This is a genomic window from Luteolibacter sp. Populi (assembly GCF_040801775.1).
In the GTDB taxonomy this organism is placed as follows: Bacteria; Verrucomicrobiota; Verrucomicrobiia; order Verrucomicrobiales; family Akkermansiaceae; genus Haloferula.
On sequence record NZ_CP161812.1, the window covers coordinates 5,149,067 to 5,175,078 of the forward strand.

Below are 26,012 nucleotides of genomic sequence, written 5' to 3' on the forward strand. Positions count from 1 at the left end.
AAGGTGGGAGGACTTTTCCGCGTTCCCGACATGCATGACCTTGACCTGATTCTCACTTTCACCGGCGGCCTCGGTGCCGCGCTTTTGCTCGGCTATCTCTCCCACCGGATCGGTCTGTCGCCGATCGTCGGCTATCTCTTGGCCGGGATTGTGGTGAGCCCGCATACCCCCGGATTCGTCGCGGACCGTCATCTGGCCGAACAGATGGCGCACATCGGGGTGATTCTCCTGATGTTCGGTGTGGGCCTGCATTTCCACTTCAAGGAATTGCTGGCCGTGAAGCGCATTGCGGTCCCCGGAGCGATTGTCCAGAGCGCCGCGGCCACGATTCTCAGCATGGTGATCATGCGTGCCTTCGGCTGGTCGTGGACGGAAGGGGCGGTTTTCGGCATGGCCATCGCGGTCGCGAGTACCTGTCGTCCTCACGCGGATCCTGGTGGACAACAATCACCTCCACACTCCGATCGGCCACATCGCGATCGGCTGGCTGGTTGTGGAAGATATCTTCACCGTCTTCATCCTCGTCCTGCTTCCGGCCGTCTTCGGCGGGGAGGCTGCTGCCAGTGGTGGCGGCATTGCCATGGCGCTGCTGTGGACGACGCTCAAAATCGGGGCGCTCATCGCTTTCACCTTCATCGTGGGCGGTTGGGCGATTCCCCGCTTGCTCACCCGGATCGCCCGCACCGGCTCGCGGGAACTCTTCACCCTTACCATCCTCGTGCTTGCGCTCGGGATCGCGGTCGGCTCCGCCAAGCTATTCGGAGTGTCCATGGAACTGGGAGCCTTCCTCGCCGGCATGGTCGTGGGCCGTTCGGAGTTCAGCAACCGTGCCGCCATCGATGCCTTGCCGATGAAGGACGCCTTTGCCGTCCTGTTCTTCGTTTCCGTCGGCATGCTTTTCGACTTCAAGAGCTTGCTGGAGTCTCCCTGGCTGGCCGCCGCCACCCTGGCCATCGTTGTAATCGGCAAGCCCCTGGCTGCCATCTTCATCGCCGTGATCCTCCGCTACCCCCTTCGCACGGCGCTCTCGGTCGGGGCGGTGCTCGCGCAGATCGGAGAGTTCTCCTTCATCGTGGCGACCATCGGCATGCAGTACAATGTCGTGAGTCCGAAGGCATTCAACGCCCTCGTGGCGACCGCGATCCTCTCGATCACCCTTTCGCCCCTGCTTTATCGCGCCGTGGGGCCGGTGGAGCGGTGGGTGGCCGCGCGGCCGAGACTATGGAAATTGCTCAACCGGGTGGAGGTGAGCGGCGAAGACGGTCCCGCCGACGAACTCCACGGCACCACGCGCCTTGCCTTGGTCGTCGGTTACGGGCCGGTGGGCCGGACCCTTGCCCGACTTTTGAAAGCCAACGGGTTCTCGCCCTCGATCATCGAGATGAATGTCGATACCGTCCAGGAACTCAATGCCTCCGGCGAGCGGGCATTCTACGGAGATGCCAGTCATCCCGAGACGCTGAAGAATGCCGGGGCGGAGCGAGCTCAATTTCTCATCCTCAGTGCTTCCAGCGTCCGCATGGGGAAGGAAGTCATCGAGGAAGCCAAGCGACTCAACCCCGCGATCAAGGTCATCGCCCGGACCGGCTACTTGCAGGAGGCGGATGATCTCCTGCAGGCGGGGGCTGATGAGGTATTCTCCGGGGAGGGCGAGGTGGCACTGTCCATGACCGAAAGTGTTTTGAAGAACTTCGGTGCCACGGGTGAGCAACTCGACCGCGAAAATGAACGGGTCCGGCGCGAATTCTTCCCGCATCGCAAGGTTCCGACGTCCTGAGTGGAGGAGAAGGCAGGCCGGGAGGGAGCGGGTGGAAAAACCCACCCTCGTTTCCAATTGCCGGGCCCCGCGCCCGGCAGCTACCTCTGGATGTTCATGCTTGCTGAATCAATCGCGTCGGTCCCGGTGTCATGGTGGGTGGCGTTCAATGCCTTCGTGATGCTGATGCTGGCCCTCGACCTGGGGGTCTTCAACCGGAAGGCGCACGTGGTGAAGCTGCGCGAAGCCCTCGGCTGGACCGCGGTCTGGATCGCCCTCGCGATGGTCTTCAACACTTGGATAGGCTGGAAGATGGGCGGAACCGCAGCGAAGGAATTCTTCGCCGGCTACCTGCTGGAGAAATCGCTCTCGGTGGACAATGTCTTCGTCTTCGCGGTGCTTTTTTCCTTCTTCAAGGTGCCGCGGGAGTATCAGCACAAGGTGCTTTTCTGGGGCATTTTCGGCGCGCTGGCCCTGCGCGCGGGGATGATCGCCGGCGGCGCGGCCCTGATCACGAATTTCTCCTGGATCATCTACGTTTTCGCCGCCCTGCTGGTCATCACGGGGATCAAGATGTTCTTCCATGACGAGGATTCGGTGGACCCCGGCAAGAGCATCGCCGTGCGGCTCTTGCGCAAGGTCATGCCGATCACCCCGGAATACCACGGGCAGAAATTCCTGGTGAGACAGGATGGCAAGCTCTGGGCCACGCCCTTGCTGGCGGTGCTGATCTGCGTGGAAGTGACCGATGTGATCTTCGCCGTGGATTCGATTCCCGCGATATTCGCGATCACCACCGATACCTTCATCGTCTACACCTCGAATGTCTTCGCGATCCTCGGCCTGCGTTCGCTCTACTTCGCCATTGCGGGCATTTTGCCCTACTTCCACTTCCTGAAATACGGCCTCGGCGTGATCCTCGTTTTCGTGGGCGTGAAGATGTCGCTGGGCCACACGCAATGGAAGATCGATACGGACCTCTCCCTGGGGGTGATCGGCGGCGTGCTGGCGCTCTCGGTCCTCGGTTCGGTCATCCATCGCAAGCTGCACCCGCTGCCGGCGGCCGGCGACGAGGGGAATGACCCGGAATAATAATCCCGCGAAACGATGCTGAAATCCGTTGCCGGACCTGCTTAGGATGCCGGGGAAATGACCTCTGTCCTATTGGAGATCGCCCTGATTCTCGTCCTGCTCTTGTGCAACGGGGTCTTCGCGATGACCGAAATCGCCCTCGTTTCATCCCGCCGCGGCCTCTTGCAGGCGCGTGCGGAAGCCGGGGACAAGGGGGCCGCGCGGGCCCTCGATCTCGCCGATTCCCCGGATCGCTTCCTCTCGACGGTCCAGATCGGCATTACCTTGGTGGGGATCTGCGCCGGAGCCTTCGGCGGCGCGCGGCTCTCGGACAGGCTCGCCGCGGTGCTCGATCCGCTGCCGGTGATTGGCGCGGGGGCAGGGACGATTGCCTACGTGATCGTGCTCGGCACCATCACGTATCTCTCGCTGGTGGTCGGCGAACTGGTGCCCAAACGCCTCGCGATGCGCTATCCGGAGGCGATCGCTTCGGCCACCTCCGGGATGATGGCGAAGGTTTCCGCTGCCACCAGTCCGCTGGTTTCCCTGCTGACGTATTCGACCCGCGTTTTGCTGCGCCTTTTCGGGGTGAAGGAGAACGAGGAGTCGAAGCTTTCGCGCGAAGAACTCACCGTGCTGATCCGCGAGGGCATGGTGGCCGGCGGTGTGGAGCGCAACGAATCCCGCATGATGGAGGGTGTGCTCGGCTTCGAATCGCTGGATGTCTACGACATCATGATCCCGCGGCCGAAGATGGTCTGGATCGGCCGCGATGAAAACCACTCCGAGGTCTGGCCGCGGATTGTGAAGAGCACCCAAGGCTTCTTCCCGATCTACCATGGCCAGCGCGACAATCTGATCGGCGTGGTGTCCGTGAAGGACTGCTATGCGCAGCTCGCCGCGGGGATCGAGGTCCGCTTCGCCAATCTGATGCAGCCGCCGCTGCTGGTGCCGGAGGTGCAGAAAGCCAGCCTCCTGTTAGAGGATTTCCGCCGCACGGGGAATCACGCGGCCTTCGTGGTGGATGAGTTCGGCGGGGTGATCGGGATGGTAACGCTGATCGACCTGATGGAGGCGATCGTCGGCGATGTGCCCTCGAAGGAAGAACGCCTCAACATGCCGATCAAGCAGCGCAAGGACGGCTCTTGGCTGATCGACGGGCTGTTCGATATCGCGAAGCTGGAAAACTTCCTGAAGGGCTTCGCGATCCCCGAGGGAGGAGGGGAGGACTTCCAGACCTTGGCGGGGTGGTTTTCGCAACACCTTGCCCGCGTGCCGACCGAGGGCGATGCGATCGACGAGGGCGGCTGGCGCTTCGAGATTGTGGATATGGACGGCATCCGCGTGGACAAGGTGCTGGCGATGCGTTTGCCGGGGAAGGGGAAGGCGGGCTGACTGAAGCGGGCAGCGAGGGATGCCTCCCTCACCCGATCTTGAAATTCGGCGACTGGCTGAGGAAGCGCTTTGGATTCTCGAACAGCACCCGCTCGATCTCTTCCGCGGACTTCTTCCGCCTCTTCATTTCGAAGCCGCACTTCACGACCGCCAAGGGATCGGAGACGCCCCAGTCGCAGGCCGAGTTCAGCCATAGCCGGTCGCTGTCGCAGGTCTCGAGCATGTCGATGGCCCGGTTCGGCGTGCATTTGCTTTCGGGGTAGAGGGTCATCCCGGCCCAGTAGCCTTTTTCAAGTACGAGGTTCACCGTATGTTCCTCCACGTGGTCCACTATCACCTTGCCGCGGTCGAGCTTAGAGAAGGAACCGAGGGCATCCAGGATCAGCTTGGTGCCCTTCAGCTTGTCTTCCAAATGCGGCGTGTGGATCAGGATCGGGAGATCGCGGTCGAGCGCGAGTTGCACGTGCTCCTCGAAGATCGCCAGCTCGTTCCTGGTGTTCTTGTTGAGGCCGATCTCGCCGATGCCCAGCACCGTCGGCTTGTCGAGGAACTCGGGGATGATCGACATCACCTCCCGTGCGAAGACGGGATCTTCCGCCTCCTTCGGATTGATGCAGAGCCAGCAGAAATGGGGGATGCCGTACTTCGCGGCGCGCTTCGGTTCGTAGTCCGTGAGCTGCCGGTAGTAGTCGTAGAAGCCGGCCGGCGAGGAGCGGTCGAAGCCGGCCCAGAAGGCCGGTTCGCACAGCGCCGCGCAGCCCGCGAGCGCGAGCTTTTCGTAGTCATCCGTCGTCCGGCTGACCATGTGGGCATGAGGCTCGATGTATTTCATTGTGGTGCGCCGTAGGCGAATTGGATGGTCGCCGCCTCGGCCGGTTCGGTCGAGTGATCGGACAGTGCTTCCAACACCGCCTTGGCCCGGCCCGGCTGATCGGACAGCAGGATCGGCAGTGCCTTTTTGAAGCCGGCCAGGCGAAAATCCGCCTCCCCGGGATGGCGCTCCACCCGGTCGAGGAATGCCGCCAGGTCGATCAATTTGTAGCGGGCGTCCATGAAATGGAGGTCCAGGATGTCCTTCTTGCTGGGCATGGCGGAATTGTAAACAGGCTCGCGGGGATTCCCAGTGGGAAAGCGCCAAGAACCGGCCTCGCGATCTAAACCTTTCACCGCGGCGCGACATCCCTTATTCAGGACAGCATGGATCCCGCCCTAGACCCGGCAGAGGCCTCCGAATCCTTCGTCCGCGAGCTGACCGACCATCAGACGGCCATGCTCGCCTTCATCCGCGCCCTCATGCCCGGCTCCTCCGGTGCCCGCGATCTCCTTCAGGAAGTGAACATCATCCTTTGGCAAAAACGCGAGCAGTTCGAGGCCGGCTCGAACTTCAAGGCCTGGTCGTTCAAAGTCATCCGCTACCACCTCATGAACCACCGCCGCCGCCTCGCATCAAGGGGCTGGCTGATCTTCGACGACGAATTGGTCGAGCGCATTTCCCCGGCGCTTGAAGCGGACCCGGAGGAGCTGGAGATCCGGCACCAGGCGCTCCATCACTGCCTCCAGAAACTCCGCCCGAAGGACCGCGAGCTTCTCCAGCACCGCTACGCCAGCGGGGCCCCGCTCGCCGACTACGCCAAGGCCATCAACCGCAGCTCCGGCACCTTGAAAGCGATTCTCTTCAATCTCCGCGGTGCCCTGCGCAAGTGCATCGAAGCCCGCTTCAAGGAGCAGGGCATCCCGTTGCCATGAGACTCTCCGACCACCAGCTCGTGATGGCTGCCTTCGACGGCGAACTCGGTGCCGCCGAGTTTGAAACTCTCCAGCGCCGCCTGAAGGAGGAGCCGGAGCTGCTAGCGCTCTACCGTGAGCATGCGTTGCTCCACCACTCCCTGACGGAGGAGTTCGAGGGCCGCCATCCGCTAGGGGAAGGGGTCCCGTCCGTCAGCCGCGGTCCGCGCTGGCTGCTGCCGCTGATCGCCTTCGCCGCGCTTTTCTCCATCTTGCTCGGCGTTTGGAAATGCACCCGTACCGAGCCCCCTGCCGCGTCCGCCCCGGGTGGCAGCCCCCCGGAGCGCGTCGAGATCCCGGCCACGAATTCCCACGGTCCCGGTGTCACGATGCTGGAGGACCGCTTCGATTCCGGCAGCATGGAGACCGGGCGCCGGCCCCTGCAGGGCGCGAGCCATTGGCGGCTGGAGAAAGGGCAGCCGCAGATCGTCGGCAAGCATTTGGAAGGCAGCGGCTTCGAGACCTACTTCTACCTCCCCGCCGATGCCGTCTCTGCGGCGCGCCCGGTGCTGCTGATTACCGTCGAGACCGTCGCCTCGTCCACCGGCACCTTTCACACCCCGGGCTGGGCGGGCTTCAGCCTCTATCAGGAGGGCTACGAGGTCTGCTTCTTCGGCGATAGCTACGGCCCTGAGGAAACCTGGGCCCTTGATGTCAAACGCAGCCTCATCCCGCTGATGCCCGCGCGGCCCGTCACCGGCCCGCGGACGATGACCTTCCGCTACGACCGCCGCGACGGCACGGTGGAGCTTTATGAGGGGCCGGAACCCGGCGATACACCGCTCATCCGCTCGAAGATTCTGCCCGGCCTCAACTTTGACCAGATCCGGATCGGCGCGTCGCCGGAGGCCACGCTGGCTGTCCACTCGCTCCGGGTCCGCGCCAACGAGGCCCCGGGCCGGTAATTCTGCCCGGCCAATCCTGCGCATCTGTGAAAGAGTTGGCCGGTAAAATGCGTACCCATGGCCGGTTCATGCGTTGCACAATCCTCATGCTAGCTCTGGTTTCCTGCGCGGCTGCGGAGGAGAAGCACTGGGCCTATGTGCCACCGGTGAAAGCGGAGATTCCCGCTGCTTCCCATCCGGTGGATGCCTTGCTTGCGGCCTCGTGGGAGCAGGCCCACTTGAAGCCCGCCGCGCAGTCCCCGCCGCGGCAGTGGCTCGAGCGCGCCGCTTTCACCCTGACCGGCCTGCCGCCTTCGGATGAGCAATTGCGCCGCATCGAGGCGAATCCCGATGACCCGACTTGGAGGGCGCTGATCGACGAACTCCTCGCTAGCCCTGCCTATGGCGAGCGCTGGGCCCGCCACTGGATGGACGTCGCCCGTTACGCCGATACCCGCGGCTACAATTTCGACCAGGACAACCGCTACCCCTTCGCCTACACCTACCGCGATTGGCTGATCAAGGCCTTCAACGGGGACCTGCCCTACGACCGCTTCGTGAAGCTCCAGCTCGCCGCGGACCTCCTAACAGACAAGCCCGACGATCCGGATCTCGCGGCGCTCGGCTTCCTCACCGTCGGCCTGCGCGGCGGCCCGGTTGAGACCATCGACGACCGCGTGGACGTGGTCACCCGCGGCTTCCTTTCCAGCACCGTCGCCTGCGCCCGCTGCCACGATCACAAGACCGACCCGATCTCGACGAAGGACTACTACTCGGTCTACTCGATCTTCGACAACACCAACGAGCCGGACGACAAGCCGGTCATCGGCAAGCCGCCGGACGAGGGTGCCTTCGCCGCCTATGAGGCGGAGATCGCGAAGCTCGACAACAATGACCGCGAGGCCCGGCAAAAGATCGTCGATCACGTCCGCGCGAAGGAGAACTTCACCAACTACCTCGACATCGCCTGGATCGCCAAGAAGGACAATTGGGACCAAGGCAAGGCGACGGCGGAAGGCTTCAAGCGCGGCAAGCTGCGGGCCAAGGCGATCATGGCCTGGCGGGAGTTCCTCAAGGAACAGGCCTGGAGCGAGGGCGGCACGCCTCGTCTCAAGCAATGGGCCCAGGAGATGGATGCCGCCGCGGATGAAGGCGCGCGCAAGGTGCTCTGCGAGGCCCTGGCCAATGAATGGCTCGGGGCAGGGGAGGGCAGCGAACTCGCCGGGATGAGCGCCAAGGGCAACTGCCCGCTGAACTACGGCGTCGATCGTATTTCCGAGTTCATGGACCAGGAGGACGGCAACCAGCGCCGCCAGCGCGCGAGCGCCATGAGCAAGGTGATGGCCGAGCACCCCGGCTCGCCGCCCCGCGCCATGAGCTTGGGCGACAAGAAGGATTGGTCACAGGCCGTGGTCTTCGTGCGCGGCAATCCCGCCACGCGGGGGGAGACATTCGACCGCGAGTGGCTCAGCTTCCTCGGCGGTGGCAAGTTCGAGGACGGCAAGAGTCCCCGCCTCTCCTTCGCCGAAAAAATCGTGGATCCTGCGAACCCGCTGGCCGCGCGCGTGATGGTCAATCGGGTCTGGGCCTGGCACTTCGGCGCACCGCTCGCGGAGCCGGGGGACTTCGGCCCCCAGACGCCACGCCCGGCCCTGCTGCCCTTGCTCGATTCGCTTGCCGTTTCCTTCCGCGAGAGCGGCTACTCGCTCAAGGAGCTGCACCGTCTGCTGCTCACCTCGCACGCCTTCCGGCTCGCCGCTGCCGGCCCTGCCGAGAACAATGCGATCGACGAGGCCAACACGCACTTCTGGAAGTGGAACCGCCGCCGCCTCGACTTCGAGACCATGCGCGACCGCGTTCTCTCATCCAGCGGCGTGCTCGATACGCGCGGCACCGGCGGCCGTTCGGTGCGCTTGGAAGACGCCGGCTCCGATCCGCGCCGCAGCGTCTACGCTTTCGTGGATCGCTACGCCCTGCCCGGGACCTTCGTCTCCTTCGACCTGCCGCATCCGGATCACCACAGCCCGAAGCGCGTGGAGACCACCGTCCCGCAGCAGGCGCTCTATTTTCTGAATGGCCCGCTGGTCCTGCGCCAGGCCGCGCAGCTTACCGCATCCGCTGAATTCCGCGCGCTTCCCGACGACAAGACCCGCGTTGCATGGGTCTATAACAAGCTCTTCCGCCGCGCCCCCGCCGCTGATGAATCCGCCTCCGCCGTGGACTTCATCACCAGCGCTTCGCCCGCCGACTACGCCCCTCGCCTAGGCGGCTACTGGGAAGTCCGCCACGGCCCCGAAACCGGCGGCCCCACCGAGGACCTCGCCACCTTCCCGCTCTTCGCGGACAAGGTCTGGAAGACCGGCCCCGATCCCGCCACCGCGCCCATCCGCTGGCTGAATGTCGGTGCGGGCGGCGGCCACGTCTCGAACGGCCACGTGATGGTCCTGCGCTGGCGTGCCAATGGCGTCGGCCAGGTCCGGATGGCCGGCCACCTTGCCCGCGGCCAGAAGGGCGGCGACACCCTCGCTTGGCGCATCGACGGCCAGGGCAAGGAACTTGCCGGTGCCGGGTTTCCCGCCGAATCCTCCACCGACATCGCCGGCACTTGGATCGATGTGAAGGCCGGAGATACGATGGATCTCGTACTCCGCGCGCCCCATGGCGACTCCTGCGGGAACATCGCCTGGAACCTCCGGATCGATGGCCGCGAATCCCCGAGCGCGCCCGCGGAGGAGATCGGCAACTTCAACGAGCAATTCCCCAAGTCGAACGACCCGGCCCCCGGCACCACCCCCGCCGACCCATGGGCCGACCTCGTTCAGATGCTTTGGGCCTCAAACGAATTCCACTTCGTCGACTGACCAAGCCCCGCATGTCCCACCACGCCTTCACCGCCAACAACCTCGTCCTCGACCGCCGCGACTTCCTGCAGCGTTGCGGCATGGGCTTCGGCAGCCTCGCGCTGGGTGGCCTGATGACCGGCAAGTCCGCCGGCATGGGCGCGGACTTTCCCGAGCCTCACTTCGCGCCCAAGGCCAAGCGCGTCGTCCACCTCTTCATGAACGGCGGCCCGTCGCAGGTGGACACCTTCGACCGCAAGCCGAAGCTCCAGGACTTCCACGGCAAGACCATGCCGCTGGAGACCATGAAAACCGAGCGCCCTACCGGTGCCGCGCTCCGCAGCCCTTTCGAGTTCCAACGCTACGGCGAGTGCGGCTTGGAAGTCAGCGAACTCTTCCAGCACACCGCGAAGCACGCCGATGACCTCTGCGTGATCCGCTCGATGACGGCCGACGTGCCGAACCACGAGCCCTCGCTGATGCTTATGAATTGCGGCGATGGCCGTCTGTCCCGCCCCTCGATGGGTTCCTGGGTCAGCTACGGCCTCGGCAGCGAGAATGAGAACCTGCCCGCCTACGTCTCCCTCTGCCCCGGCGGGATGCCGATCAAGCGCGCCGAGAACTGGCGCTCCGCCTTCCTTCCCGGGAACTTCCAGGGCACCTACCTCGACAGCTCGATCGAGCAGGTCGACAAGATGATCGAGAACCTGCGCAACCCCGGCGCGCGCGATTCCCGCCAGGCCCATCAGCTCGGCTTCCTGCGCCAGCTCAACGAGCGCCACCTCGCTTCCCATGAGCACGATCCGCAACTCGAAGCCCGCATCCGCAGCTTCGAGCTGGCCTACCGCATGCAGAGCGAGGCCACCGATGCCTTCGACGTCACCAAGGAGCCGCAGCACGTCCGCGACATGTATGGCCCCGGTGCCTTCGCCCGCCAGTGCCTGATGGCCCGCCGCTTGTTAGAGCGCGGCGTCCGCTACATCCAGCTCTGGCATGGCAATGGCCAGCCTTGGGACAGCCACGACGACATCGAGGACCACCGCCGTCTCGCCAAGGAATGCGACCAAGGCATCGGTGCCTTCCTCGCCGATCTGAAAATGCGCGGCCTTCTCGATGAAACCCTGGTCCTCTGGGGTGGCGAATTCGGCCGCACCCCCGCTGTCGAACTCCCCCAGGCCGGCTCGAACGCCGGCGTGATGAAAGGGCGCGACCACAACCACTTCGGCTTCACCGTCTGGATGGCCGGCGGCGGCGTGAAGGGCGGCCACGTCCACGGCGCGACCGATGAGTTCGGCTTCCGCGCCGTCGAGAAGCCGGTCCACGTCCACGACTTGCACGCGACCATGCTGAATTTGTTAGGCTTCGACCACGAGAAGCTCACCTACCGCTACTCCGGCCGCGACTTCCGACTTACCGACGTGCACGGCAAGGTGGTGCAGGACATCATCGCTTGAATTCTGCCGGCAACCGGGGAATCTCGTTTAGAGATCCATCTGGACTCTGCCGAATATTCTCAGGTTGAAATCCAATGAACGAGGTTCTTGTCTCTCTCCGATCTGAAACACACCCTTTAGATGGGGATTTCCTTCTACAGCTTCATGCTCAATTGAGTAAGGAGGGAATCGGAGCTTCATTGGCGGACGAAACCACGATAGCAATGGAGAAAGGGCCTGCAATTGCGCGGCGAATTGGATCTACTCGATTTCTTCTAAACGGGATGGTGTGCGAGAGCATTATACCCGGCGGTTCACACCGGATTGCGGACGCTTTGGATTTATTGGGATTGTATGCCAAGGAGTTGTTTCCGACCACCTCTCTCACGATTGTGGACCCTTACTTCTTCGGAAGTTCATCGGACCTTGAAGCCCGGTTTGATCGCGTCATCGGACGGGCCTTGCCGCCCACGGTCCAACTGAAAATTGTTCATCTAAGTGGAACGACCGGGAGTCGGGCTCGTTTCTCTGCCCATGTTTCTGCGACGTATCCAGGCATCAGCCTCACTACTCAGGCGACGAACAATATTCATGACCGATTCTGGATCGCAGACGGCTCAAGGGGGTTGGTCGTCGGAACGTCGTTGAACGGCTTTGGAAGCAAATTCTGTTTTGTCGAAAATCTCTCTGAGATGGACGTCCTCGATGTTGTCGAAGAACTCAGAATCCTCGGTGTCACAATGGTGTGATGAACCGGAAAAAATTGATCCGCCTCTGCGGCCTTCAAAAGGGCAATCAATTCCGCCAGGTCAGCGCGCCCTTCTTGAGCGCATAGACGTAGGCGAAGGCCAGCACGCCAGCGAAGCCGGCCATCGAGACCAGCGGCACGGCATTTCCGCCAGCCACCAGGTCGCGGAACTGGACCGCCCATGGATACATGAAGACGACTTCGATGTCGAAGATCACGAAGAGCATCGCGACCAGGTAGAACTTGACCGAGAAACGCGGCGCGCCGTCGCCGATCGGGAGCATCCCGCACTCGTAGGCACTGTCCTTGATCTTGTTCGTCCGCGCCGACTTCCCGAGCAGCACGCTCAAGCTCAGGCTCACGGCTGCAAAGCCGATCGCCACCAGGATCTGCACGAAAACGGGAAGGAACTGCGAGGACATCCGCGCTGGTGATAATCACCCGTCTCCGCGCTGGGGAGCAAAAAATCCGCCAATCCTCTCCACGACCCGGCGGGAATGCAAAGTGCCACGGTCTCTTCACACTAACCCCCGGCAAAGAAAAATCCGCACCGGTTGGCCGGTGCGGATTTTTCTCAAAAGGGGAGGCAAACCGGCGCCCATGCGCCGCCTTGGCTTTCAATTAATCTTCCTGCTGCTGTGCGAGGTATTCGCTCGAAGCCTCGTGGACACGCTTCGTGCCTTTGTATTCCTTGCCGATCTTTTCGACCAGACCGCGGGTCACCAGGTTCTGAAGTTTCTCGTAAGCGCGCAAGCGAAGCATCTCTTCGCCCCCGCTTACGGCATTACGGACCTTAAGGTTGTCGAACACCCGTTCGAACAGGTCATTGAAGCCAAACACCTTGTCTTCCGCGAGGACGTTGCAGAGTTCATCCGTGACGTGATCAGGAAGCCGGCGTGAAAACCGGGTGCGTTTCGTGGTGGTTGCCATAGCGCCGCAATCATAGCAGCAGATTGCCACTTGCGCGACTCAAAAAGAGTCGTGCATCTAAAAAAACCCTTAAGATTTCTCAAGTAAAATATTTTAAATAAATATACAAGCCCGTGACGCTGTGTGGGTTCCTGCATGTTTAAATCACATACATGCGTAATTTTGCTTATCGTGACTCCCGCACGATAAGATTTTTTTCGTCGAGGACCACCTTCTTGGCAAGCACAGGTGTCTCCGAAATGCCGAAAGCCATGATGGCCACCCGCTCGCCCTTTTTGATCCGGTGCGCGGCTCCACCGTTGATGATGATGTGCCCCGTGCCCGGTCGTCCCGGCTGCACGTAGGTCTCCAGGCGGTTGCCGGTGGTGATGGATGCCACCAGCACCTTCTCGCCCTCCCACAGTCCCACCGTCTCCATCAGATCCAGCGGGATCTCGATGCTGCCTTCGTAATCGACATCCGCGGCGGTGATCATCGCGCGGTGGAGTTTGGACTTGAGGACTTGGCGGAACATGGCGGGCGGGAAGAAAGTGATGCTTGCCCGCGGGGTCAAGAGGGAAGGTCGGGATTTGGCGCGTGAAGGCAAGAGGGCATGGACGGGTCCGCCGCCCGCGGCCTACTTGCCGTAACACCCGTGCTCCGCTACCGGATGTCGGCCAGTCCCCCAAAGTAACAGCCGGATTTGGACCAGAATGGATAGGATGCCGTGAGTTGATGGTCTCTGGTTGATGGTTGATAGCAGAACCAGCAACCGCCCTAAGCCCGTGCTTTTCTTGCCATCAACCATCAACCATCAACTTTCGACCATCAACCTCTATGGATTGAGGGCCTCAGCAAACCCGACGGAGGGCCAAATAAAACGGCCCGGAGTTTCCTCCGGGCCGCCTTGGGTCATGAAACTTGGATTGGACGGAGATCCTTAGATCAGGCCGGCCTTCTTCAACGTCACGTGGGCGCCGTTCTTGTTGATGGTCTTGATCGCCTTGGCGCTCAGGGTCAGGCGCACGAAGCGATTCAGCTCGGGCACCCAGATGCGCTTGGACTGGAGGTTCGGAGCGACCTTGCGCTTCACCACCTTGGTCACGTGCCGGCCGATACCACCCTTTTTCTTAGCGAGACCGGAACGGTTGATTTTGCCACCGGAACGAACTCGGCTTCCTCGGATGCTGCAGATACGGGCCATGATAAGAATTTGAAAAGGGTTGCTTGCGCGGGCAGGGAGGATGGCCGGTCGCGACAAGCGGTCAAGGCAAATTCTCCGTAGATTGTTTGAACGGGCTCCTTTCCAAGTGCCGAGATGTTTGACTAATCTAAAAAATTCGGATAATCGAACTGCTTGTGATCGCCCGCGACCAGCAGCAGTGGTTCTACGCGACGCCGGATGGCCAAAAAATCGGCCCCGTCGGCTTCGACTACCTCATCGAGCTTTCCCAGAACGGGGCGCTGGATCCGCGCAATGACTTGGTCTGGAGCACCGCTCTCAATGACTGGGAGCCCGCCGGCGAAGTGGAAGGCTTGTTCGAACGCCGCACGCTCAAGCGGGATAGCGATTCGCTCGCGGTCTCGGATACCATGGCGAACACCGGCGACTACGACGCCACGCCGATCATTTCCAAGGGCCACCCCTCCGGCACCGGCCGCTTGGGCTTCTTGATGGGCACCGTGGTGATCCCGGGCCTGATCGTTTTCGGCTGGAGCTTCGCGGTGCCTCACATCCTCGCCTATGCCCCCGCCGCGGCGAAGCCCTACGTCCCGGTGGTCGCCGCACCGCTGGCGAGCTTGATCACGATTGTTAGCACCGTGAAGCGGCTGCACAGCGTCGGCATGAGCGGCTGGTGGCTCTTCGGCTTCTTCATTCCCCTGGTCAATCTTTGGCTCGGCTTCCGCTGCCTCGCCTGCCCGCCGGGCTATGCCACCGTGAAGAAGCTCGACGGCATCGGCATGCTGCTCGCCTTCCTCTACTGGGGCAGCCTGCTCGCCATCGCCATCCTCGCGGGCATGGCCGTGGCCGGTTCGCTCGGGAAAATGAATGAGTCGGGCATGCTTGAGGATCTGATGCGCCATTTGAACGAATTGCGCGCCTCCGCCCTCCCCGAGCGCTAAGCGACCGGACCCCGATAAGAAGCCCCGACGGCTGATTCCGCCCGGGGCTTCCGTTTTGAATGTTAGGACGGGGTGGCGCCTCTATTCCTTCGGTGCCGCCTCAGCCGCCGGTTTCACCGGTGCCGTGGCTGCCGCCTGCGCTTCCTTCACCCAGCCGTTGAAATCCTCGTCGCTCGGCACTTCGCCTTTCTCCAGCGCCGCAGCGAAACGTTCAAAAGGCAGCAAGGGGAACTTCGGGTTCTTCACCGCAAGCTCCTGGGCCTGCTCCAGGCCCTTCTTGGCGGTGGCCACCGCCGCTTCCTTTTCGCCCAGCGACCACTGCAGCTTCGCCAGGGTGGTGTTCAGCACCGGTTGCGGCTGGGATCCCAGGGCCTCCGCCATCTCCTCGGCGACCGCCTTGCGGAAGCCTGCCGGTGTTTCGTCTTTCAGCGCGGCGCGGGCCGCTTGCATCGTTACCATCAGCGCCGCCGGCTTGCCCCGCAGCTTGCCGATCTGCGCTTCCGCCCCCGACCAATCCTTCTTGGCAACGGCCAGGTCCACCAGCATCGATGCGCCATAGGGGCTGTTCGGGTCCAAGGTGCCGATCTCGGCCATGGCCTTCTCCATCCCGGCGACGTCCTTCGCCGCGGAGGCGGCCTGGAAGTCCTTCATCGACTTGGTAGTCCTCTCCTGCTTCGCCTTCTTGGCTTCGATTTCGGCGAGAATCTTGGTCTCCGCGTCGCCGCCTTCCAGCAGTCCCTCGATCGTGGCCTCGGTCAATTGCGCCGGGTGGGTCGTGAGGACGACCTTGCCGTTCTTCACGATGAAGGCGTGGGGAATGCCGCGCACTTCGCCGGGCTTCAGCCACTCCTTGTCGAAGTCGCCGTCCTTGGCGGCCATGGCGACCGGGTAGGACATGCCGTCACCTTTCTCCTTGAGGAAGTCTTTGATCTTCTCCCCGGGTTTCTTTTCGTCGCCCGGGCGCTCCTCCCAGACATTCATGCCGATCACCCGGAAGCCCTTTTCCGAATACTTGTCGTAGAGTGCATCCACATGCGGGATGGCCGCGATGCAGGGGCCGCACCAGGTGGCCCAGCATTCGATCATGTAAACCTTGCCGGGTTCCCATGTGGCGGGGGCCTCACCCTTGAACCACTCCGACTTGCCGAGGGCATCGGGGGTCACGGTATCGCCGGCCTTCTGGCCGAAGGCGGCGGTGGCGGAGAGCGCGAGGGACAGTGCTGCGTATGACGTTTTCACGACTGCAAACTGAGCCTCCCCCCTCCCGGGCAGCAAGGGATTTCAGTGAAGGAGTTCCTTCAATTGCTGCGGCGGTTCCTGCCCCTTCTGGACTTGCTGCTCCGCGATCTTGCGCACCGCGCTCAGGGCCGCCTCCCGGGTGCCGCCCCAAGGTAGCGACGCCACCCAGGCGACGGCTTTGTTCGGATCGCGGCCGTACCAGTAGTTCAAGATCATCCGGGCTCCGTCGCCGGTGGCCAGGTCCGGCCGGGAATCGAAGGCCGCCGCAGCCTTTTCCGGCGATTCCTGGGCCAAGACCATGTAGGCAGACTTGATCACCGGCACCCGGTTCGCCGGAGGCAGGGAGGCGATCCAGTCGAAGGTTCCGTCCCGATCCTCCATCATCTTCTTCAGGGCCTGCTGGACCATGGTGAAGGGCAATTCGCGACCGTCAGGGTCGGCCAGATAAGCGCGGAAGGAATCCGGGTCCGCTTGGAACCACTTGCTGCCCAGCGCGGCTGCGGTCCTGGCGTCAGTCCGGTTGGCTGGATTGTGATCCCCGGTATGATCCAGCCACCATTCGATGGCAGCCGCGGGATCCTTCTTGAGCATGGTGCCCGCCACCCCGGCGACTGCAGCGGTCCGGCCATCGCCCGCCGACAGGGTCTCCGCGATCTCCCTTGCGGCTTCGGGATCGGTTGAAAGCAGACGGGTGATCACTTTCGAGGTCGCGTCTTCCAGAGCATCGCCGGAGAGGTTTGCAGTGGCCCACTGAATGGCCGCGGCGGGGTTCTCCTTGGCGAGATTCTCCGCCAGCATCGGGCCGAAGCGGATCTTCTCCGCGGGCGAGGCTTCATTCATCACCCACTCCATCGCGAACTTCCGCCCGGCTTCCGAAATCCACGGGCGATCGTTGAGCGCCTCACCGGTGAAATCCGCCATCGCCTTGTTCCGCACGATATCAGGAAGCTGCTTCACCCATGCCGCTGCGGACCCGCTGTCCGTTTCCAGCCAAGCAGCGGCGAACCTGCCGAGCAGGATTTCGCGCGAGCGTCCCTCGGGCAGCGCCATCAGCACCGCCGCTCCCTCCGCCGTCCGCGGCGGGAAAAGGATCGCCCGCTCCTGATTGCCGACCATGTCGACCAGTGCGTCGAGATGATCGCGCACCGCCGCGGCTTCCTCCGTCGTACCGGTGGCCAGCATGCCGATCACGTAGCCGGCCAAGTAACTGTTGTTTGGATGGTGGAGGTTCATCTTGGCCAAGGCGGCCTCCGGATCCTTGCCGAACCACTTCGATAGCACGACTTGGAGATACTTGCTGCGGGTGCCGTCTCCGTGAGGGCCGTAGTCGCCCGCCTCGATCCAGGCCCAGACTCCTTCCGGATCGTGTGCCGCCGCCTGGCGGATCGCCACAATCAGATCTTCCTCCGCCAGTTCGCCGGAGCGATGCAGCCGTTCGAGCGCGGCGGGGGACTTGCAAGTCCGCCCGGCCAGGCGTTCGGCCTGCCGCGCCAGTCCCTTCGTCCCGCGCCCTGCGTCCTTCTGCGAGGAGGCTCCAGGAATGCCGCTCTCCAGCGCTCCGCCGAATTGACGGGCCGCGAGAAATACCGCGAGGCAAGCGAGCAGCGGAAATAAGTATTTCATGATCCTCCAAAACACGCCGAGAGCTTCGCCGCGTCTGCCGCCGGCAACTTCCCCGAGATCCTCTTGTAAGCCGCCTGCGCCGCCTCCCGATCCCGCAGCGCCCACACCTTCATCGCCGCCAGCCGCGCTTCCTGCCGGATCCCGGTATCGCCGATCGACTCCGCCCATTCCCAAGCCACCTCGGCATCCGTCCTCACCAGGCTCCTCACTACCGGCAGTGCGGCGGCATCGCGCTCCGGGCCGTCTTTCTTGTCCGCCAGCCACGCGGCGGCAGCGTTCGGATTCTTGAAGGTCCAGCCCTCGAAGGCCGCGCCGTAGGCCGCGCCGTAGGCCGCCTTCCTCGCGGCAGGGTCTGACAGCGAGTCCACCCAGGCCAGCGCCGCAGTCGGGTCCTGCTGGCCCCAATTCATTGCCGTGATCTTTACGGACTGGTCCAGATACTCCGATGCCGGCAGGTCCCTGAACACGGGAGCCAGCAGCTCCGGTTTTAGCTCGGGCCCGGCGTAACCCGGACTCTGCTCGCCGGGTCTCAGCTCGCCGAACCGTGAGAGGTAGATCGCGAAGACCGCGGCCCGGTCCTGCGCCGGGATCGCCGCCAGCACTTCCGCCTGCCGCGCCGGATCGCTTCCCGACGCATCGAAGCTGCCGGAATACATGCTCCGCCTCAGGTTCTCGTCTGGAAATGCCGCGATGAACGCCGCCGCCGCCACCGGGTCTTTGGCCATCCAAGCTCCGGCGACACCGCTGATTGCCATGGAAAGCGGATCACCCGCCGGCTGCGCGACCAAGGCCTTCGCCGCTTCCGCCAACTTCTCTGCGGGCAGGCCGCGCCAAATGTCCGGGAAAATGTTCAAGCCCAGGGTGGGGTCCGAGAACGCGATCATTTCGTAGGCTTCCAGCGGCTTGACCTTGCCCTCCGCCAGCAAATCGCGGAAGGCGGTTTCCATCGCGGAGATTCCGTTCAGTCCTTCGCCGCGGGTAAATGCCCCGGGCTCCCGCAGCAGCTCGATGGCGGCAGCCGGATCATCCTTCGCGAGCCGCTCTAGAATCTCCGAGCCCACGGAGCCGCTGATTCTTATCGGTGGCTTTTCCTTGGGAGCTTCATCGCCGGCTTCCGGTGCTGCCGCCGCATTCACCTTCGCGATCTCCTTCCAGGCCGCCACCGGATCCTTCTTGCCCCATTGCCGGAAGGCCGCTTCCACGGTCACCCGTGCCACCCGCTCGTCCAAGCCCATGGCCCACGCGATGGCCGCCGCCGGATCCCGGTCCGCGCGGGCCTGTGCCGCCAGCCTGAAATAGAGAGCGAGAGACGAGAAACTGCCCGGCGGGTCTTGCGACTCACCCAGCAGCGCCGTCGCGATCTCCTCCAACTCCTTACCATGGCGCTCCGCCAGCAAGGCCCAGGCCGGGTCAAGGTCGGGCAGGGGCTTCCGGACCTGGCGGAACCACACCATGAAAGTCTCCCGGTCCTCGTTCAGGAGCATGCGGGTGATGCTGACCCGCTCTTCATCGTTCGTGACCGCGGCCCATGCTGCATCGGAATCGAGCAGTGCCCACTCAGTGAGGATCCGCAACCGTACCACGGTCGGTGTCTTGTTCGCCTCGCACCAAGCCAGGGCCCCGGCGGGATCGGTCTCCGCCCAGCGGGCGCAGATCAGCTTCAGGCGGTTCATCCAGCCCGGCGACTCCGCCTGCGCGAGGAGCTCCCGGAGCTGCTTCTCCAAGTCCGCGGGCTGCGCCTTCGCCAGTTCCGCCGCCATAGCCAGCACCTGCGGGTCCGGGGCTTCGGCAGCCGCTGCGGGCACACTTCCCGCCGCCCTCGGGGGAGCGGTCTTGTAGCCCGACCATGCGGCGAGCGGCAGCAGGAGCCAGAGGTAAGCGGGTTTCACCACGGCGGAGGCTGCCCGGCGCTACTCGGGCTGTCAGGCATTTTCAAGAAATGCCGGATTTCAGGGCAGCAGTTTCTTCAGATCCTCCGGCGCGCTGCCGCCCTTGCGTTCGGCCATTTTCTTCAAGCCCGCGATCGCGGACTCGCGGACGCCGCCCCACGGGAGCTTGGAGACCCAGCCGACGGCAGCCCTGGGATCGCTTCGGTACCAACCGGTCGCGACCTGCTGGGCGACGTCGCCGTTGGCGAGTTCCGGCCGGGAGTCGAAAGCTGCTGCCGCCTCGACCGGGGCCGTGTAGACCCATTCGTGATAGGCGGCCTTGATCAAGGGTCCACGGCCCTCGGCAGGCAGGGTGGCCAGCCAATCGAAGGTCGCCTCGCGGTTGGCCATCATCTCCTTCATGGCAGAACGAATCATCGCGTCCGGTAACTTCGTCGCCGCGGGATCCGCGAAATAGTCGCGGAAGGATTGCGGATCGCTTTTGCCCCACTTCGACCCCAACTGGTAGGCAGGGCTTCCGTAGTTCGTATCGCGCGAAACTTCCTCGGCAATATTCTGGAGCCACCAGGCAACCGCGGCAGCCGGTTCCTTGGTGATCCAGGCCCCGGCGAGACCGTTGGCGGCGGAATTCCGGGAGTTTCCGGGGGGCAGGGAGGCCACCATCTGGCGAGCACCCTCGGGATCGCTGGCGAGGATGCGGGCGATGACCTTGCCGGTGGCCTCGGCCAGCGGGCGGGCGCTGAGATTTTCGTTGGCCCACTTCAGGGCCGCGGCGGGGTCGGTCTCGGCCATGGTATCGGCGAGTGTCGCGCCCAAGCGGGCCCGGGCCACGGCCGGAGCGTCTTTCAAGAGCCAGCCGATGGCAAAGCTGCGGGCTGCCGACGGGCCTTCGCCACGAGATGCCAAGGCGCGTTCTGCGAATTGAGCGCCGGCCTCGTTGCGGATCCCGGCCGGAAGCTGCTGGAACCAGGCCGAGCTGGCGGCGGGATCGCGCTGCAGCCATACCGCCGCGAACATTTCCAGCAGGCGGTCGCGCGAGCTTCCCGCCGGCAGCGCCAGCAGCTTGGCAGCGCCTTCGGCAGAGCAGTTCTGAAAGGTGTTCGGCGCGTCAATGTAGGCGAGGTCGAGGATGCGGTCGAGCTGGGCGCTGGTGGCGGCGATCTTTCCGTCGGGGCCGGCCATCAGCTGGCCGATCAAGGAACCGGCGATCTGGCCCCGTTCCCAATAGCCGGCGGTAGCGAGCCTTGCCAGGACGGCATCGGGGTCGGTCTTGAACCAAGTTCCGGCCACGGCTCGGAGGAGGTCGGCGCGCTGGAAGGGGGACATCTGCCGCGCGTCCACCCAGTCCCAGGTTCCTTCCGGGTCATGCGCGGCCGCTTGGCGTAGGGCGGCTTGGAGTTCGAAGTCCGGGAGGGTTCCGGAGCGATAGAGCTTCTCAAGTGCCGCCACCGAAGTGCAATTCCGCTGGACGAGGCGGTCCTTCTGGCGGGCCAGGCCGCGGAGTTCGCTGCGCTCGGCTGCTGCCGGTGGTGCCACCGTTAGCGCGCTTTCCGGAATGCCGCCGAAATGCCGTGCCGTGAAGAAGGCGGCGAGACTGGCGAGGAGTGGCAGCAGAAACTTCATGAGCCGGTGAGGCAGGCGGAGAGCTTGGCGGCCTCCGCGGCGGGAAGCGTGGATGCGATCTGGTGATAGGCGGCCTGCGCGGCCTCGGGGTCGCGCTTCGACCACGCCTGCAGCGTCGAAACGCGGGCATCGAGGCGCAGTGCGGAATCGCCGATCGAGTCCGACCATTCCCAAGCCGCGCCGGCATCGGATTTCAGGAGATTGCGGACCAGCGGCAGGGTGGCAGCATCCCGCTCCGAACCCTCGGCCTTGTCCGCCAGCCAGTTAGCGGCGGCATGGGGATCTTGGAATGCCCAGCCCTCGAAGGTCCCGGCATAGGCCGCCTGGCGGGTGCCGCCATCGGCGAGGCTGTCCGCCCAAGCCAGCGCCGCGGCCGGATTTTCTTGGCCCCATTCACGGGTGGTAATCGTGATCGAGCGGTTCAGGGCGGGAGAGGGTGGCAGGTCCTTGAAGACCGGGCCGAGAAGTTCGGGGTCGATCTTGACCCCGGACCAATTGCGCTCCCCCGGCTTCGGATCGCCGTAGCGTGCTAAATAGCTGGCAAAGACTTCGGCGCGGTCGTCTGCCGGAATGCCGGCCAGGATCTCCGCTTGCGCCCTGGGGCCGACCTCCCCGCCTGAACCGCTCGCGAAGCAACCGGCGTAGGCGTCCGCCCTCAGTTCCCGGTCTTGGATCTGCGCGATGAAGGCGGCTGCGGCGGCTGGATCGGCTTTCATCCACGCATTCGCGACGCCTCCGAGAGCGCGGCCAAGCTGGTCGCCCGGCGGTTCGGCGGCGAGGCTGCGGGCGGCCTCGGCCAAGCCATCCGCGGACAGCCCGTTCCAGATTTGCGGTAGGGTATTTAGCCCCAGCACGGAGTGCCCGGCCTTGGCGGAGTCGATCAGGCGGTAGGCCTCGACCGCGGAAAGCTTGCCGCTCGCGAGCAGACGCGGGAATGACAGGCGGATCGTCTGAATGGCCCCGTGGCGATCGTTGGCAGCTTCGCCCGAATCGCGGATCATCTGCAGGGCCAGCACCGGGTCCTCCCTAACAATGCGCTGGAGGATCTGCCCCCCAGTGAGTCTCCGTGACTCCCGGTTTTCTTGTAGCTGCCAAGCAAGGGGTCGTCCGAATTGAGCCGCTTCCAGATCTCCTGGGGATCGCTCTCGCTCCATTGCTGAAGGGCGGCGTGCAGGGCTCCATCGCGGACCCGCGGGTCGAGCCCGGCCGCCCATTGGCAGGCGGCAGCCGGATCGCGCGCGGCCTTGGACTTGGCTAACAGTGCGAAGAATTTGCCTGCGCCATAGCTGGGGCCGTCCCCGGGTGCGGCCTTCTCCAAGAGTGTCTTGGCGATCTGCTCCAATTCCTTGCCATGGCTTTCAGCGAGCAGCGTCCATGCGAGATCGTCGTCGGGAATCACGGCCGGGTTCTTGCGGAACCACTGCATGAAGATCCCGCGGTCCTCGTTGAGGAGCATGCGCATGACGGCCTCGCGATCGTAGTCCCTTTCCTGCCCGGGCGGGATGGCAGCCCACGCGGCTTCCGAATCGAGCAGAGCCCATTGGGCCAGGAGCCGCTGGCGGGCCGAGCCGGGATCCTTGTTTGCCTTGAAGAATGCCAAGGCTCCGGCGGGGTCCAGTTCCGCCCAGCGGGCGCAGAGGAGATTCATGCGATCCGGCCCATCCGGGGAATCCGGGTGGGCCAAGAGTTCGAGGAACTGCTTCTCAAGATCCGCGACGTTCGCCTTTTCCAACTGTGAGGCCCAGGTGGCCACTGCGGGATCGGGTGCTGCGGCTGGTTCCTTCTTGGCAGACACGGCCTGCGCCACTTTCGGTGGAGCCGTCTTGTAGCCCGACCATGCGGCGAGCGGTAGCAGGAGCCAGAGGTAGCCGGGCTTCATTCAGTGCGGAGGATGGGTCTCTAGGACGAATGTGTCAGACTTTTATTCGAAGCAGGCAGGCGGGGAATTTATCGACAGCTTGGTAGATCCGGAGCGAGGCGCGGGGCCTCGGGGTCAGGCGGGGATTTCCTGGTTCAGGAAAGATTTCCGGCAGAGCTCCGCATATTTGCCGCCGCGGGCGAGGAGTTCCTCGTGGGTGCCTTGCTCGATCACGCGACCTTTCTCGAGGACGTAGATGATGTCCGCATTGCGGATGGTGGAGAGGCGGTGGGCGATGACGAAGGCGGTGCGGTTCTGCATCAGGCGGTCGAGCGCGTCCTGGATCTGGCGCTCGGTCTCGCTGTCTACGGAGGCGGTGGCCTCGTCGAGCAGCAGGATCGGGGCGTTCTTGAGGAGGGCGCGGGCGATCGAGAGACGCTGCTTTTCCCCGCCGGAAAGCTTCACGCCGCGCTCGCCGACATTGGTGTCGAGCTGCTTGGGCAGGTTGCGGACGAAGGCCTCGGCGTGGGCGGCATCGAGGGCGGCCCAGATTTCGGCATCGGTGGCCTCGCGTTTGGCCAGGATCAAGTTCTCGCGGACGGTGCCGTTGAAGAGGAAGGGCTCTTGGGTCACGTAGCCCAGTTGCTCGCGCAGCGATTGCTTGGAGAGGGTGGAAATGTCCACGCCGTCGATGGTCACCGCGCCGCTGTCGCGCTCGTAGAAGCGGGTCAGCAGGGACAGCACGGTCGATTTCCCGGCTCCGGTCGAGCCGACCAGCGCGACGGTTTGGCCGGGCAGGGCTTCGAGATCGACCTCGTTGAGGGTCGGCTGCTCGCCGTAGGCGAAGGACACCTTGTCGAAGCGGACATGGGCGCGGATCTGCGCGGGCAGGGCGGCACCCTCGACGGCATTCGGCTCGATCTCGGAATCGAGGATCTCGAAGACCCGGTCGGCCGCGGCGCGGCCGGAGAGTATCATCTGGTTCAGGCCGTTGAGGCGGTCGATCGGATCGTAGAAGAGCGAGAGAGAGAGGAGGAAGGCGGAGAGTTCGCCGAGCTTCAACTCGCCGTGCATCACGGCCCGGCCACCGAAGGCGAGCACGAAGACGTAGCCCATCATCCGGACGAAGGACATCAGCGGGGAGTAGATCGCCCACCATTTCATCATCCGCAGGGAGGCTTTGCGGAGGGCTTCGGAGTAGTGATTGAAGCGGCCGAGTTCCGGTCCTTCCGCGGCGTACGCTTTGATCTGACGGATTCCCGAAATATTATCGTGGAGGATCGCGTTCAAATCCGAGGACGCATCGCGCTGGTTGCGGTAGCGGTCTCGGCCCCGTGTCGAATAGATCCAAGCCCCCACGGCGAGCAGCGGGACCGGCAAAGTGGCCCATGCGGCGACCGCCGGATTAAGGTAAAACAGAAAAAAGCCGACTCCGATGACCTGTAGCGCGGCGACCAGGCCCTGCTCGACGCCATCGATCAGGACGCGCTCCATGTTGGTCACGTCCTCGACCACGCGGGTCATCACGTCGCCGGTGCGGCGGGTGTCGAACCAGCGCAGCGGGAGCTGCTGGATCTTCGAGTAGAGATCCTCCCGGATATCGTAGATCACCTTCTGCTCGAAGGTGTTATTGACGAAGATGCGGAGCGAGTTGAGGCCGTCCTTGGCGAGGAAGCCGATGATCGAGGCGATGACCCAGAACTTGAATTCGCCGTGGCGTGCGGGTTCCGGGATGATCTGGTCGATCACGATGCGGGTGGCATTCGGGAAGACGAAGACGGCGAGGGTCATGCCCAGTGCACAGGCGAGCTGGGCGGTGGCGAGGCCCGGGTAGTGCCTGAGGTAAGAGAAAACGCGGGGTATTGAACTCATCGAACGTTGCGGGGTGCTGCGGTGTCCATCCTTTGTAAATCCGCGTTTCACAATCGCGAATTTTGGTATTGCCGGGTGCAATGGAGGCTCCCTAGCTTGCGCCTTAGAACAAGACCCAACCGTCACCAGATAAAACCCCATGGCCAACGTATTTGCCATTCTCAGTGCCATAGCACTCGCCGCCGCCTGCTTCCTTGCGATGAAAAACAAGGACGCCTATCAGGCTGAAATCAAAGCTCGTCAAAACGAGCAGGACAAGAACGCCAAGCTCACCACCGAATTCAATTCGGTAGTGGACGAGTTCAACACCACCGAGACCGAGCGCATCGGGACGGAAAAGGAGACCTTGGGTCTACGGGAAACCGAGACGGCCGAAACCAAGAAGAACACCGTTCTTCAAGGTGAAAAGGACACCAAGACCAGCGAGTCCGAAGCGATGGGTAAGAAGATCGCCGACTTCGAGGAGCAGACCAAGGAGTTCGGCACGATCGAGGAATTGGTGGCCAAGCTTCAAACCCTGAAGGAATCGCTCAGTGGCTTGGAACTCGACATCGCCTCCGGCGAAGCGAAGACCGCCGATCTGACCGGCGAGAAGACCCGCACGGAAGGGGTCATGAAGTCTTACAGCGACAAGAACCAGAACTACTCCAACAAGCGTTCCTTCTTCGCTGGCACCCGCGTCGCCGCGATCTACCCGGCCTACGGCTTCGTCACGCTGCCGATCGGAAATACTTCCGGTGTCGTCTCGGGTTCGCCGCTTGATGTGGTCCGCGATGGTGCGGTGGTCGCCAAGCTGCGGGTCAGCTCGGTGGAAGCCGGACGCGCCGCTGCCGAGATCGTGCCGGATTCCGTCACACAGGACACCACCCTGATGGTGGGTGACCGCGTGGTCCCGGGTTCCGATGCTGTCGGCAGCCCTCCCCCTGCCAATCGCTAAGCCAGAGGGTTCCCAGCAATCACACA

At 63.6% G+C, this 26,012-nt stretch carries 22 protein-coding genes and 1 pseudogene; 10 read left to right on the forward strand and 13 right to left on the reverse strand.

All coding sequences use genetic code 11. The features are described 5' to 3' along the window. The first annotated feature begins 30 nt into the window (after positions 1 to 30). From ABWK72_RS20870 to ABWK72_RS20880, 3 genes and pseudogenes are all read left to right on the forward strand, one after another. A pseudogene (locus ABWK72_RS20870) lies at positions 31 to 1,777 on the forward strand (cation:proton antiporter). Between the two features lie 96 nt (positions 1,778 to 1,873). After that, positions 1,874 to 2,848 carry a TerC family protein gene (locus ABWK72_RS20875; protein WP_367871514.1) on the forward strand — a complete coding sequence of 325 codons (975 nt, stop codon included), beginning with the start codon at positions 1,874 to 1,876 and terminating at the stop codon, positions 2,846 to 2,848. A 57-nt stretch (positions 2,849 to 2,905) separates the two neighbouring features. Next, positions 2,906 to 4,222, forward strand: coding sequence for a hemolysin family protein (locus tag ABWK72_RS20880; RefSeq protein ID WP_367871515.1), 1,317 nt, complete (start codon positions 2,906 to 2,908; stop codon positions 4,220 to 4,222). A gap of 28 nt (positions 4,223 to 4,250) precedes the next feature. Here ABWK72_RS20880 and ABWK72_RS20885 read toward each other — a convergent pair whose 3' ends face one another. Beyond that, positions 4,251 to 5,054: a TatD family hydrolase gene (locus ABWK72_RS20885; protein ID WP_367871516.1), complete on the reverse strand. Its 804-nt coding sequence runs from the start codon at positions 5,052 to 5,054 to the stop codon at positions 4,251 to 4,253. Beyond that, positions 5,051 to 5,311 (reverse strand): hypothetical protein, encoded by a 261-nt coding sequence (locus tag ABWK72_RS20890; protein WP_367871517.1) that lies wholly within the window; start codon positions 5,309 to 5,311, stop codon positions 5,051 to 5,053. Before ABWK72_RS20890 ends, ABWK72_RS20885 begins: the two co-directional genes overlap by 4 nt. 108 nt (positions 5,312 to 5,419) lie before the next feature. Here ABWK72_RS20890 and ABWK72_RS20895 point away from each other — a divergent pair, with 108 nt between their 5' ends. The 5 genes from ABWK72_RS20895 to ABWK72_RS20915 all read left to right on the forward strand — a co-directional run bounded on the left by ABWK72_RS20895 (position 5,420) and on the right by ABWK72_RS20915 (position 11,913). Further along, the gene (locus ABWK72_RS20895; RefSeq protein WP_367871518.1) at positions 5,420 to 5,968 is read left to right on the forward strand and encodes a sigma-70 family RNA polymerase sigma factor; all 549 of its coding nucleotides are present in this window, start codon (positions 5,420 to 5,422) and stop codon (positions 5,966 to 5,968) included. Next, a complete protein-coding gene (locus tag ABWK72_RS20900) occupies positions 5,965 to 6,912 on the forward strand; it encodes a hypothetical protein (RefSeq protein WP_367871519.1) in 948 nt (315 codons plus the stop codon). The genes ABWK72_RS20895 and ABWK72_RS20900 overlap by 4 nt, the downstream gene beginning before the upstream one ends. An 86-nt stretch (positions 6,913 to 6,998) precedes the next feature. Then, positions 6,999 to 9,752, forward strand: a complete 2,754-nt coding sequence (locus ABWK72_RS20905; RefSeq protein WP_367871520.1) for a DUF1549 and DUF1553 domain-containing protein — start codon at positions 6,999 to 7,001, stop codon at positions 9,750 to 9,752. A gap of 11 nt (positions 9,753 to 9,763) precedes the next feature. Beyond that, positions 9,764 to 11,185 carry a DUF1501 domain-containing protein gene (locus ABWK72_RS20910; protein ID WP_367871522.1) on the forward strand — a complete coding sequence of 474 codons (1,422 nt, stop codon included), beginning with the start codon at positions 9,764 to 9,766 and terminating at the stop codon, positions 11,183 to 11,185. A 74-nt stretch (positions 11,186 to 11,259) separates the two neighbouring features. Continuing rightward, complete coding sequence (locus tag ABWK72_RS20915) at positions 11,260 to 11,913, forward strand: hypothetical protein (RefSeq protein ID WP_367871523.1); 654 nt, start codon at positions 11,260 to 11,262, stop codon at positions 11,911 to 11,913. A 46-nt stretch (positions 11,914 to 11,959) separates the two neighbouring features. Here the strand turns inward: ABWK72_RS20915 and ABWK72_RS20920 are convergent, their stop codons facing one another. The 4 genes from ABWK72_RS20920 to rpmB form a co-directional block, all read right to left on the reverse strand. After that, complete coding sequence (locus tag ABWK72_RS20920) at positions 11,960 to 12,334, reverse strand: NADH-quinone oxidoreductase subunit A (protein WP_367871524.1); 375 nt, start codon at positions 12,332 to 12,334, stop codon at positions 11,960 to 11,962. Between the two features lie 199 nt (positions 12,335 to 12,533). Beyond that, positions 12,534 to 12,842, reverse strand: a complete 309-nt coding sequence (locus tag ABWK72_RS20925; protein WP_052573795.1) for a hypothetical protein — start codon at positions 12,840 to 12,842, stop codon at positions 12,534 to 12,536. A gap of 166 nt (positions 12,843 to 13,008) precedes the next feature. Beyond that, the gene (locus ABWK72_RS20930) at positions 13,009 to 13,356 is read right to left on the reverse strand and encodes an aspartate 1-decarboxylase (RefSeq protein WP_367871525.1); all 348 of its coding nucleotides are present in this window, start codon (positions 13,354 to 13,356) and stop codon (positions 13,009 to 13,011) included. A 405-nt stretch (positions 13,357 to 13,761) separates the two neighbouring features. Beyond that, on the reverse strand, positions 13,762 to 14,025 hold the full coding sequence (rpmB, locus tag ABWK72_RS20935; RefSeq protein ID WP_367871526.1) for a 50S ribosomal protein L28: 264 nt from the start codon (positions 14,023 to 14,025) through the stop codon (positions 13,762 to 13,764). Positions 14,026 to 14,180: 155 nt separating this feature from the next. Here rpmB and ABWK72_RS20940 point away from each other — a divergent pair, with 155 nt between their 5' ends. Beyond that, positions 14,181 to 14,945 (forward strand): GYF domain-containing protein, encoded by a 765-nt coding sequence (locus ABWK72_RS20940; RefSeq protein ID WP_367871527.1) that lies wholly within the window; start codon positions 14,181 to 14,183, stop codon positions 14,943 to 14,945. A gap of 81 nt (positions 14,946 to 15,026) precedes the next feature. Here ABWK72_RS20940 and ABWK72_RS20945 read toward each other — a convergent pair whose 3' ends face one another. The 7 genes from ABWK72_RS20945 to ABWK72_RS20975 all read right to left on the reverse strand — a co-directional run bounded on the left by ABWK72_RS20945 (position 15,027) and on the right by ABWK72_RS20975 (position 25,049). Next, positions 15,027 to 16,184 (reverse strand): redoxin family protein, encoded by a 1,158-nt coding sequence (locus ABWK72_RS20945; RefSeq protein ID WP_367871528.1) that lies wholly within the window; start codon positions 16,182 to 16,184, stop codon positions 15,027 to 15,029. A 42-nt stretch (positions 16,185 to 16,226) separates the two neighbouring features. Then, positions 16,227 to 17,807 (reverse strand): hypothetical protein, encoded by a 1,581-nt coding sequence (locus tag ABWK72_RS20950; RefSeq protein ID WP_367871529.1) that lies wholly within the window; start codon positions 17,805 to 17,807, stop codon positions 16,227 to 16,229. Next, positions 17,804 to 19,696, reverse strand: coding sequence for a hypothetical protein (locus tag ABWK72_RS20955; protein WP_367871530.1), 1,893 nt, complete (start codon positions 19,694 to 19,696; stop codon positions 17,804 to 17,806). The genes ABWK72_RS20950 and ABWK72_RS20955 overlap by 4 nt, the downstream gene beginning before the upstream one ends. 60 nt (positions 19,697 to 19,756) lie before the next feature. Beyond that, positions 19,757 to 21,319 carry a hypothetical protein gene (locus tag ABWK72_RS20960; protein ID WP_367871531.1) on the reverse strand — a complete coding sequence of 521 codons (1,563 nt, stop codon included), beginning with the start codon at positions 21,317 to 21,319 and terminating at the stop codon, positions 19,757 to 19,759. Beyond that, the gene (locus tag ABWK72_RS20965; RefSeq protein ID WP_367871532.1) at positions 21,316 to 22,320 is read right to left on the reverse strand and encodes a hypothetical protein; all 1,005 of its coding nucleotides are present in this window, start codon (positions 22,318 to 22,320) and stop codon (positions 21,316 to 21,318) included. The genes ABWK72_RS20960 and ABWK72_RS20965 overlap by 4 nt, the downstream gene beginning before the upstream one ends. Continuing rightward, positions 22,317 to 23,198, reverse strand: coding sequence for a hypothetical protein (locus ABWK72_RS20970; protein WP_367871533.1), 882 nt, complete (start codon positions 23,196 to 23,198; stop codon positions 22,317 to 22,319). The genes ABWK72_RS20965 and ABWK72_RS20970 overlap by 4 nt, the downstream gene beginning before the upstream one ends. A 114-nt stretch (positions 23,199 to 23,312) precedes the next feature. Next, positions 23,313 to 25,049 carry an ABC transporter ATP-binding protein gene (locus ABWK72_RS20975; RefSeq protein ID WP_367871534.1) on the reverse strand — a complete coding sequence of 579 codons (1,737 nt, stop codon included), beginning with the start codon at positions 25,047 to 25,049 and terminating at the stop codon, positions 23,313 to 23,315. Between the two features lie 139 nt (positions 25,050 to 25,188). Here ABWK72_RS20975 and ABWK72_RS20980 point away from each other — a divergent pair, with 139 nt between their 5' ends. After that, positions 25,189 to 25,986: a hypothetical protein gene (locus tag ABWK72_RS20980; protein WP_367871535.1), complete on the forward strand. Its 798-nt coding sequence runs from the start codon at positions 25,189 to 25,191 to the stop codon at positions 25,984 to 25,986. Positions 25,987 to 26,012: the final 26 nt, after the last annotated feature.

What these genes read in the sequence shown, in the direction of transcription:
- ABWK72_RS20890 (WP_367871517.1), bottom strand. Translation starts at nt 5,311, where the DNA reads ATGCCCAGCAAGAAGGACATCCTGGACCTCCATTTCATGGACGCCCGC.
- ABWK72_RS20980 (WP_367871535.1), top strand. Translation starts at nt 25,189, where the DNA reads ATGGCCAACGTATTTGCCATTCTCAGTGCCATAGCACTCGCCGCCGCC.
- ABWK72_RS20950 (WP_367871529.1), bottom strand. Translation starts at nt 17,807, where the DNA reads ATGAAATACTTATTTCCGCTGCTCGCTTGCCTCGCGGTATTTCTCGCG.
- ABWK72_RS20925 (WP_052573795.1), bottom strand. Translation starts at nt 12,842, where the DNA reads ATGGCAACCACCACGAAACGCACCCGGTTTTCACGCCGGCTTCCTGAT.
- ABWK72_RS20965 (WP_367871532.1), bottom strand. Translation starts at nt 22,320, where the DNA reads ATGATCCGCGATTCGGGCGAAGCTGCCAACGATCGCCACGGGGCCATT.
- ABWK72_RS20970 (WP_367871533.1), bottom strand. Translation starts at nt 23,198, where the DNA reads ATGAAGCCCGGCTACCTCTGGCTCCTGCTACCGCTCGCCGCATGGTCG.
- ABWK72_RS20885 (WP_367871516.1), bottom strand. Translation starts at nt 5,054, where the DNA reads ATGAAATACATCGAGCCTCATGCCCACATGGTCAGCCGGACGACGGAT.
- ABWK72_RS20900 (WP_367871519.1), top strand. Translation starts at nt 5,965, where the DNA reads ATGAGACTCTCCGACCACCAGCTCGTGATGGCTGCCTTCGACGGCGAA.
- ABWK72_RS20910 (WP_367871522.1), top strand. Translation starts at nt 9,764, where the DNA reads ATGTCCCACCACGCCTTCACCGCCAACAACCTCGTCCTCGACCGCCGC.
- ABWK72_RS20960 (WP_367871531.1), bottom strand. Translation starts at nt 21,319, where the DNA reads ATGAAGTTTCTGCTGCCACTCCTCGCCAGTCTCGCCGCCTTCTTCACG.
- rpmB (WP_367871526.1), bottom strand. Translation starts at nt 14,025, where the DNA reads ATGGCCCGTATCTGCAGCATCCGAGGAAGCCGAGTTCGTTCCGGTGGC.
- ABWK72_RS20915 (WP_367871523.1), top strand. Translation starts at nt 11,260, where the DNA reads ATGAACGAGGTTCTTGTCTCTCTCCGATCTGAAACACACCCTTTAGAT.
- ABWK72_RS20930 (WP_367871525.1), bottom strand. Translation starts at nt 13,356, where the DNA reads ATGTTCCGCCAAGTCCTCAAGTCCAAACTCCACCGCGCGATGATCACC.
- ABWK72_RS20895 (WP_367871518.1), top strand. Translation starts at nt 5,420, where the DNA reads ATGGATCCCGCCCTAGACCCGGCAGAGGCCTCCGAATCCTTCGTCCGC.
- ABWK72_RS20875 (WP_367871514.1), top strand. Translation starts at nt 1,874, where the DNA reads ATGCTTGCTGAATCAATCGCGTCGGTCCCGGTGTCATGGTGGGTGGCG.
- ABWK72_RS20880 (WP_367871515.1), top strand. Translation starts at nt 2,906, where the DNA reads ATGACCTCTGTCCTATTGGAGATCGCCCTGATTCTCGTCCTGCTCTTG.
- ABWK72_RS20920 (WP_367871524.1), bottom strand. Translation starts at nt 12,334, where the DNA reads ATGTCCTCGCAGTTCCTTCCCGTTTTCGTGCAGATCCTGGTGGCGATC.
- ABWK72_RS20905 (WP_367871520.1), top strand. Translation starts at nt 6,999, where the DNA reads ATGCTAGCTCTGGTTTCCTGCGCGGCTGCGGAGGAGAAGCACTGGGCC.
- ABWK72_RS20975 (WP_367871534.1), bottom strand. Translation starts at nt 25,049, where the DNA reads ATGAGTTCAATACCCCGCGTTTTCTCTTACCTCAGGCACTACCCGGGC.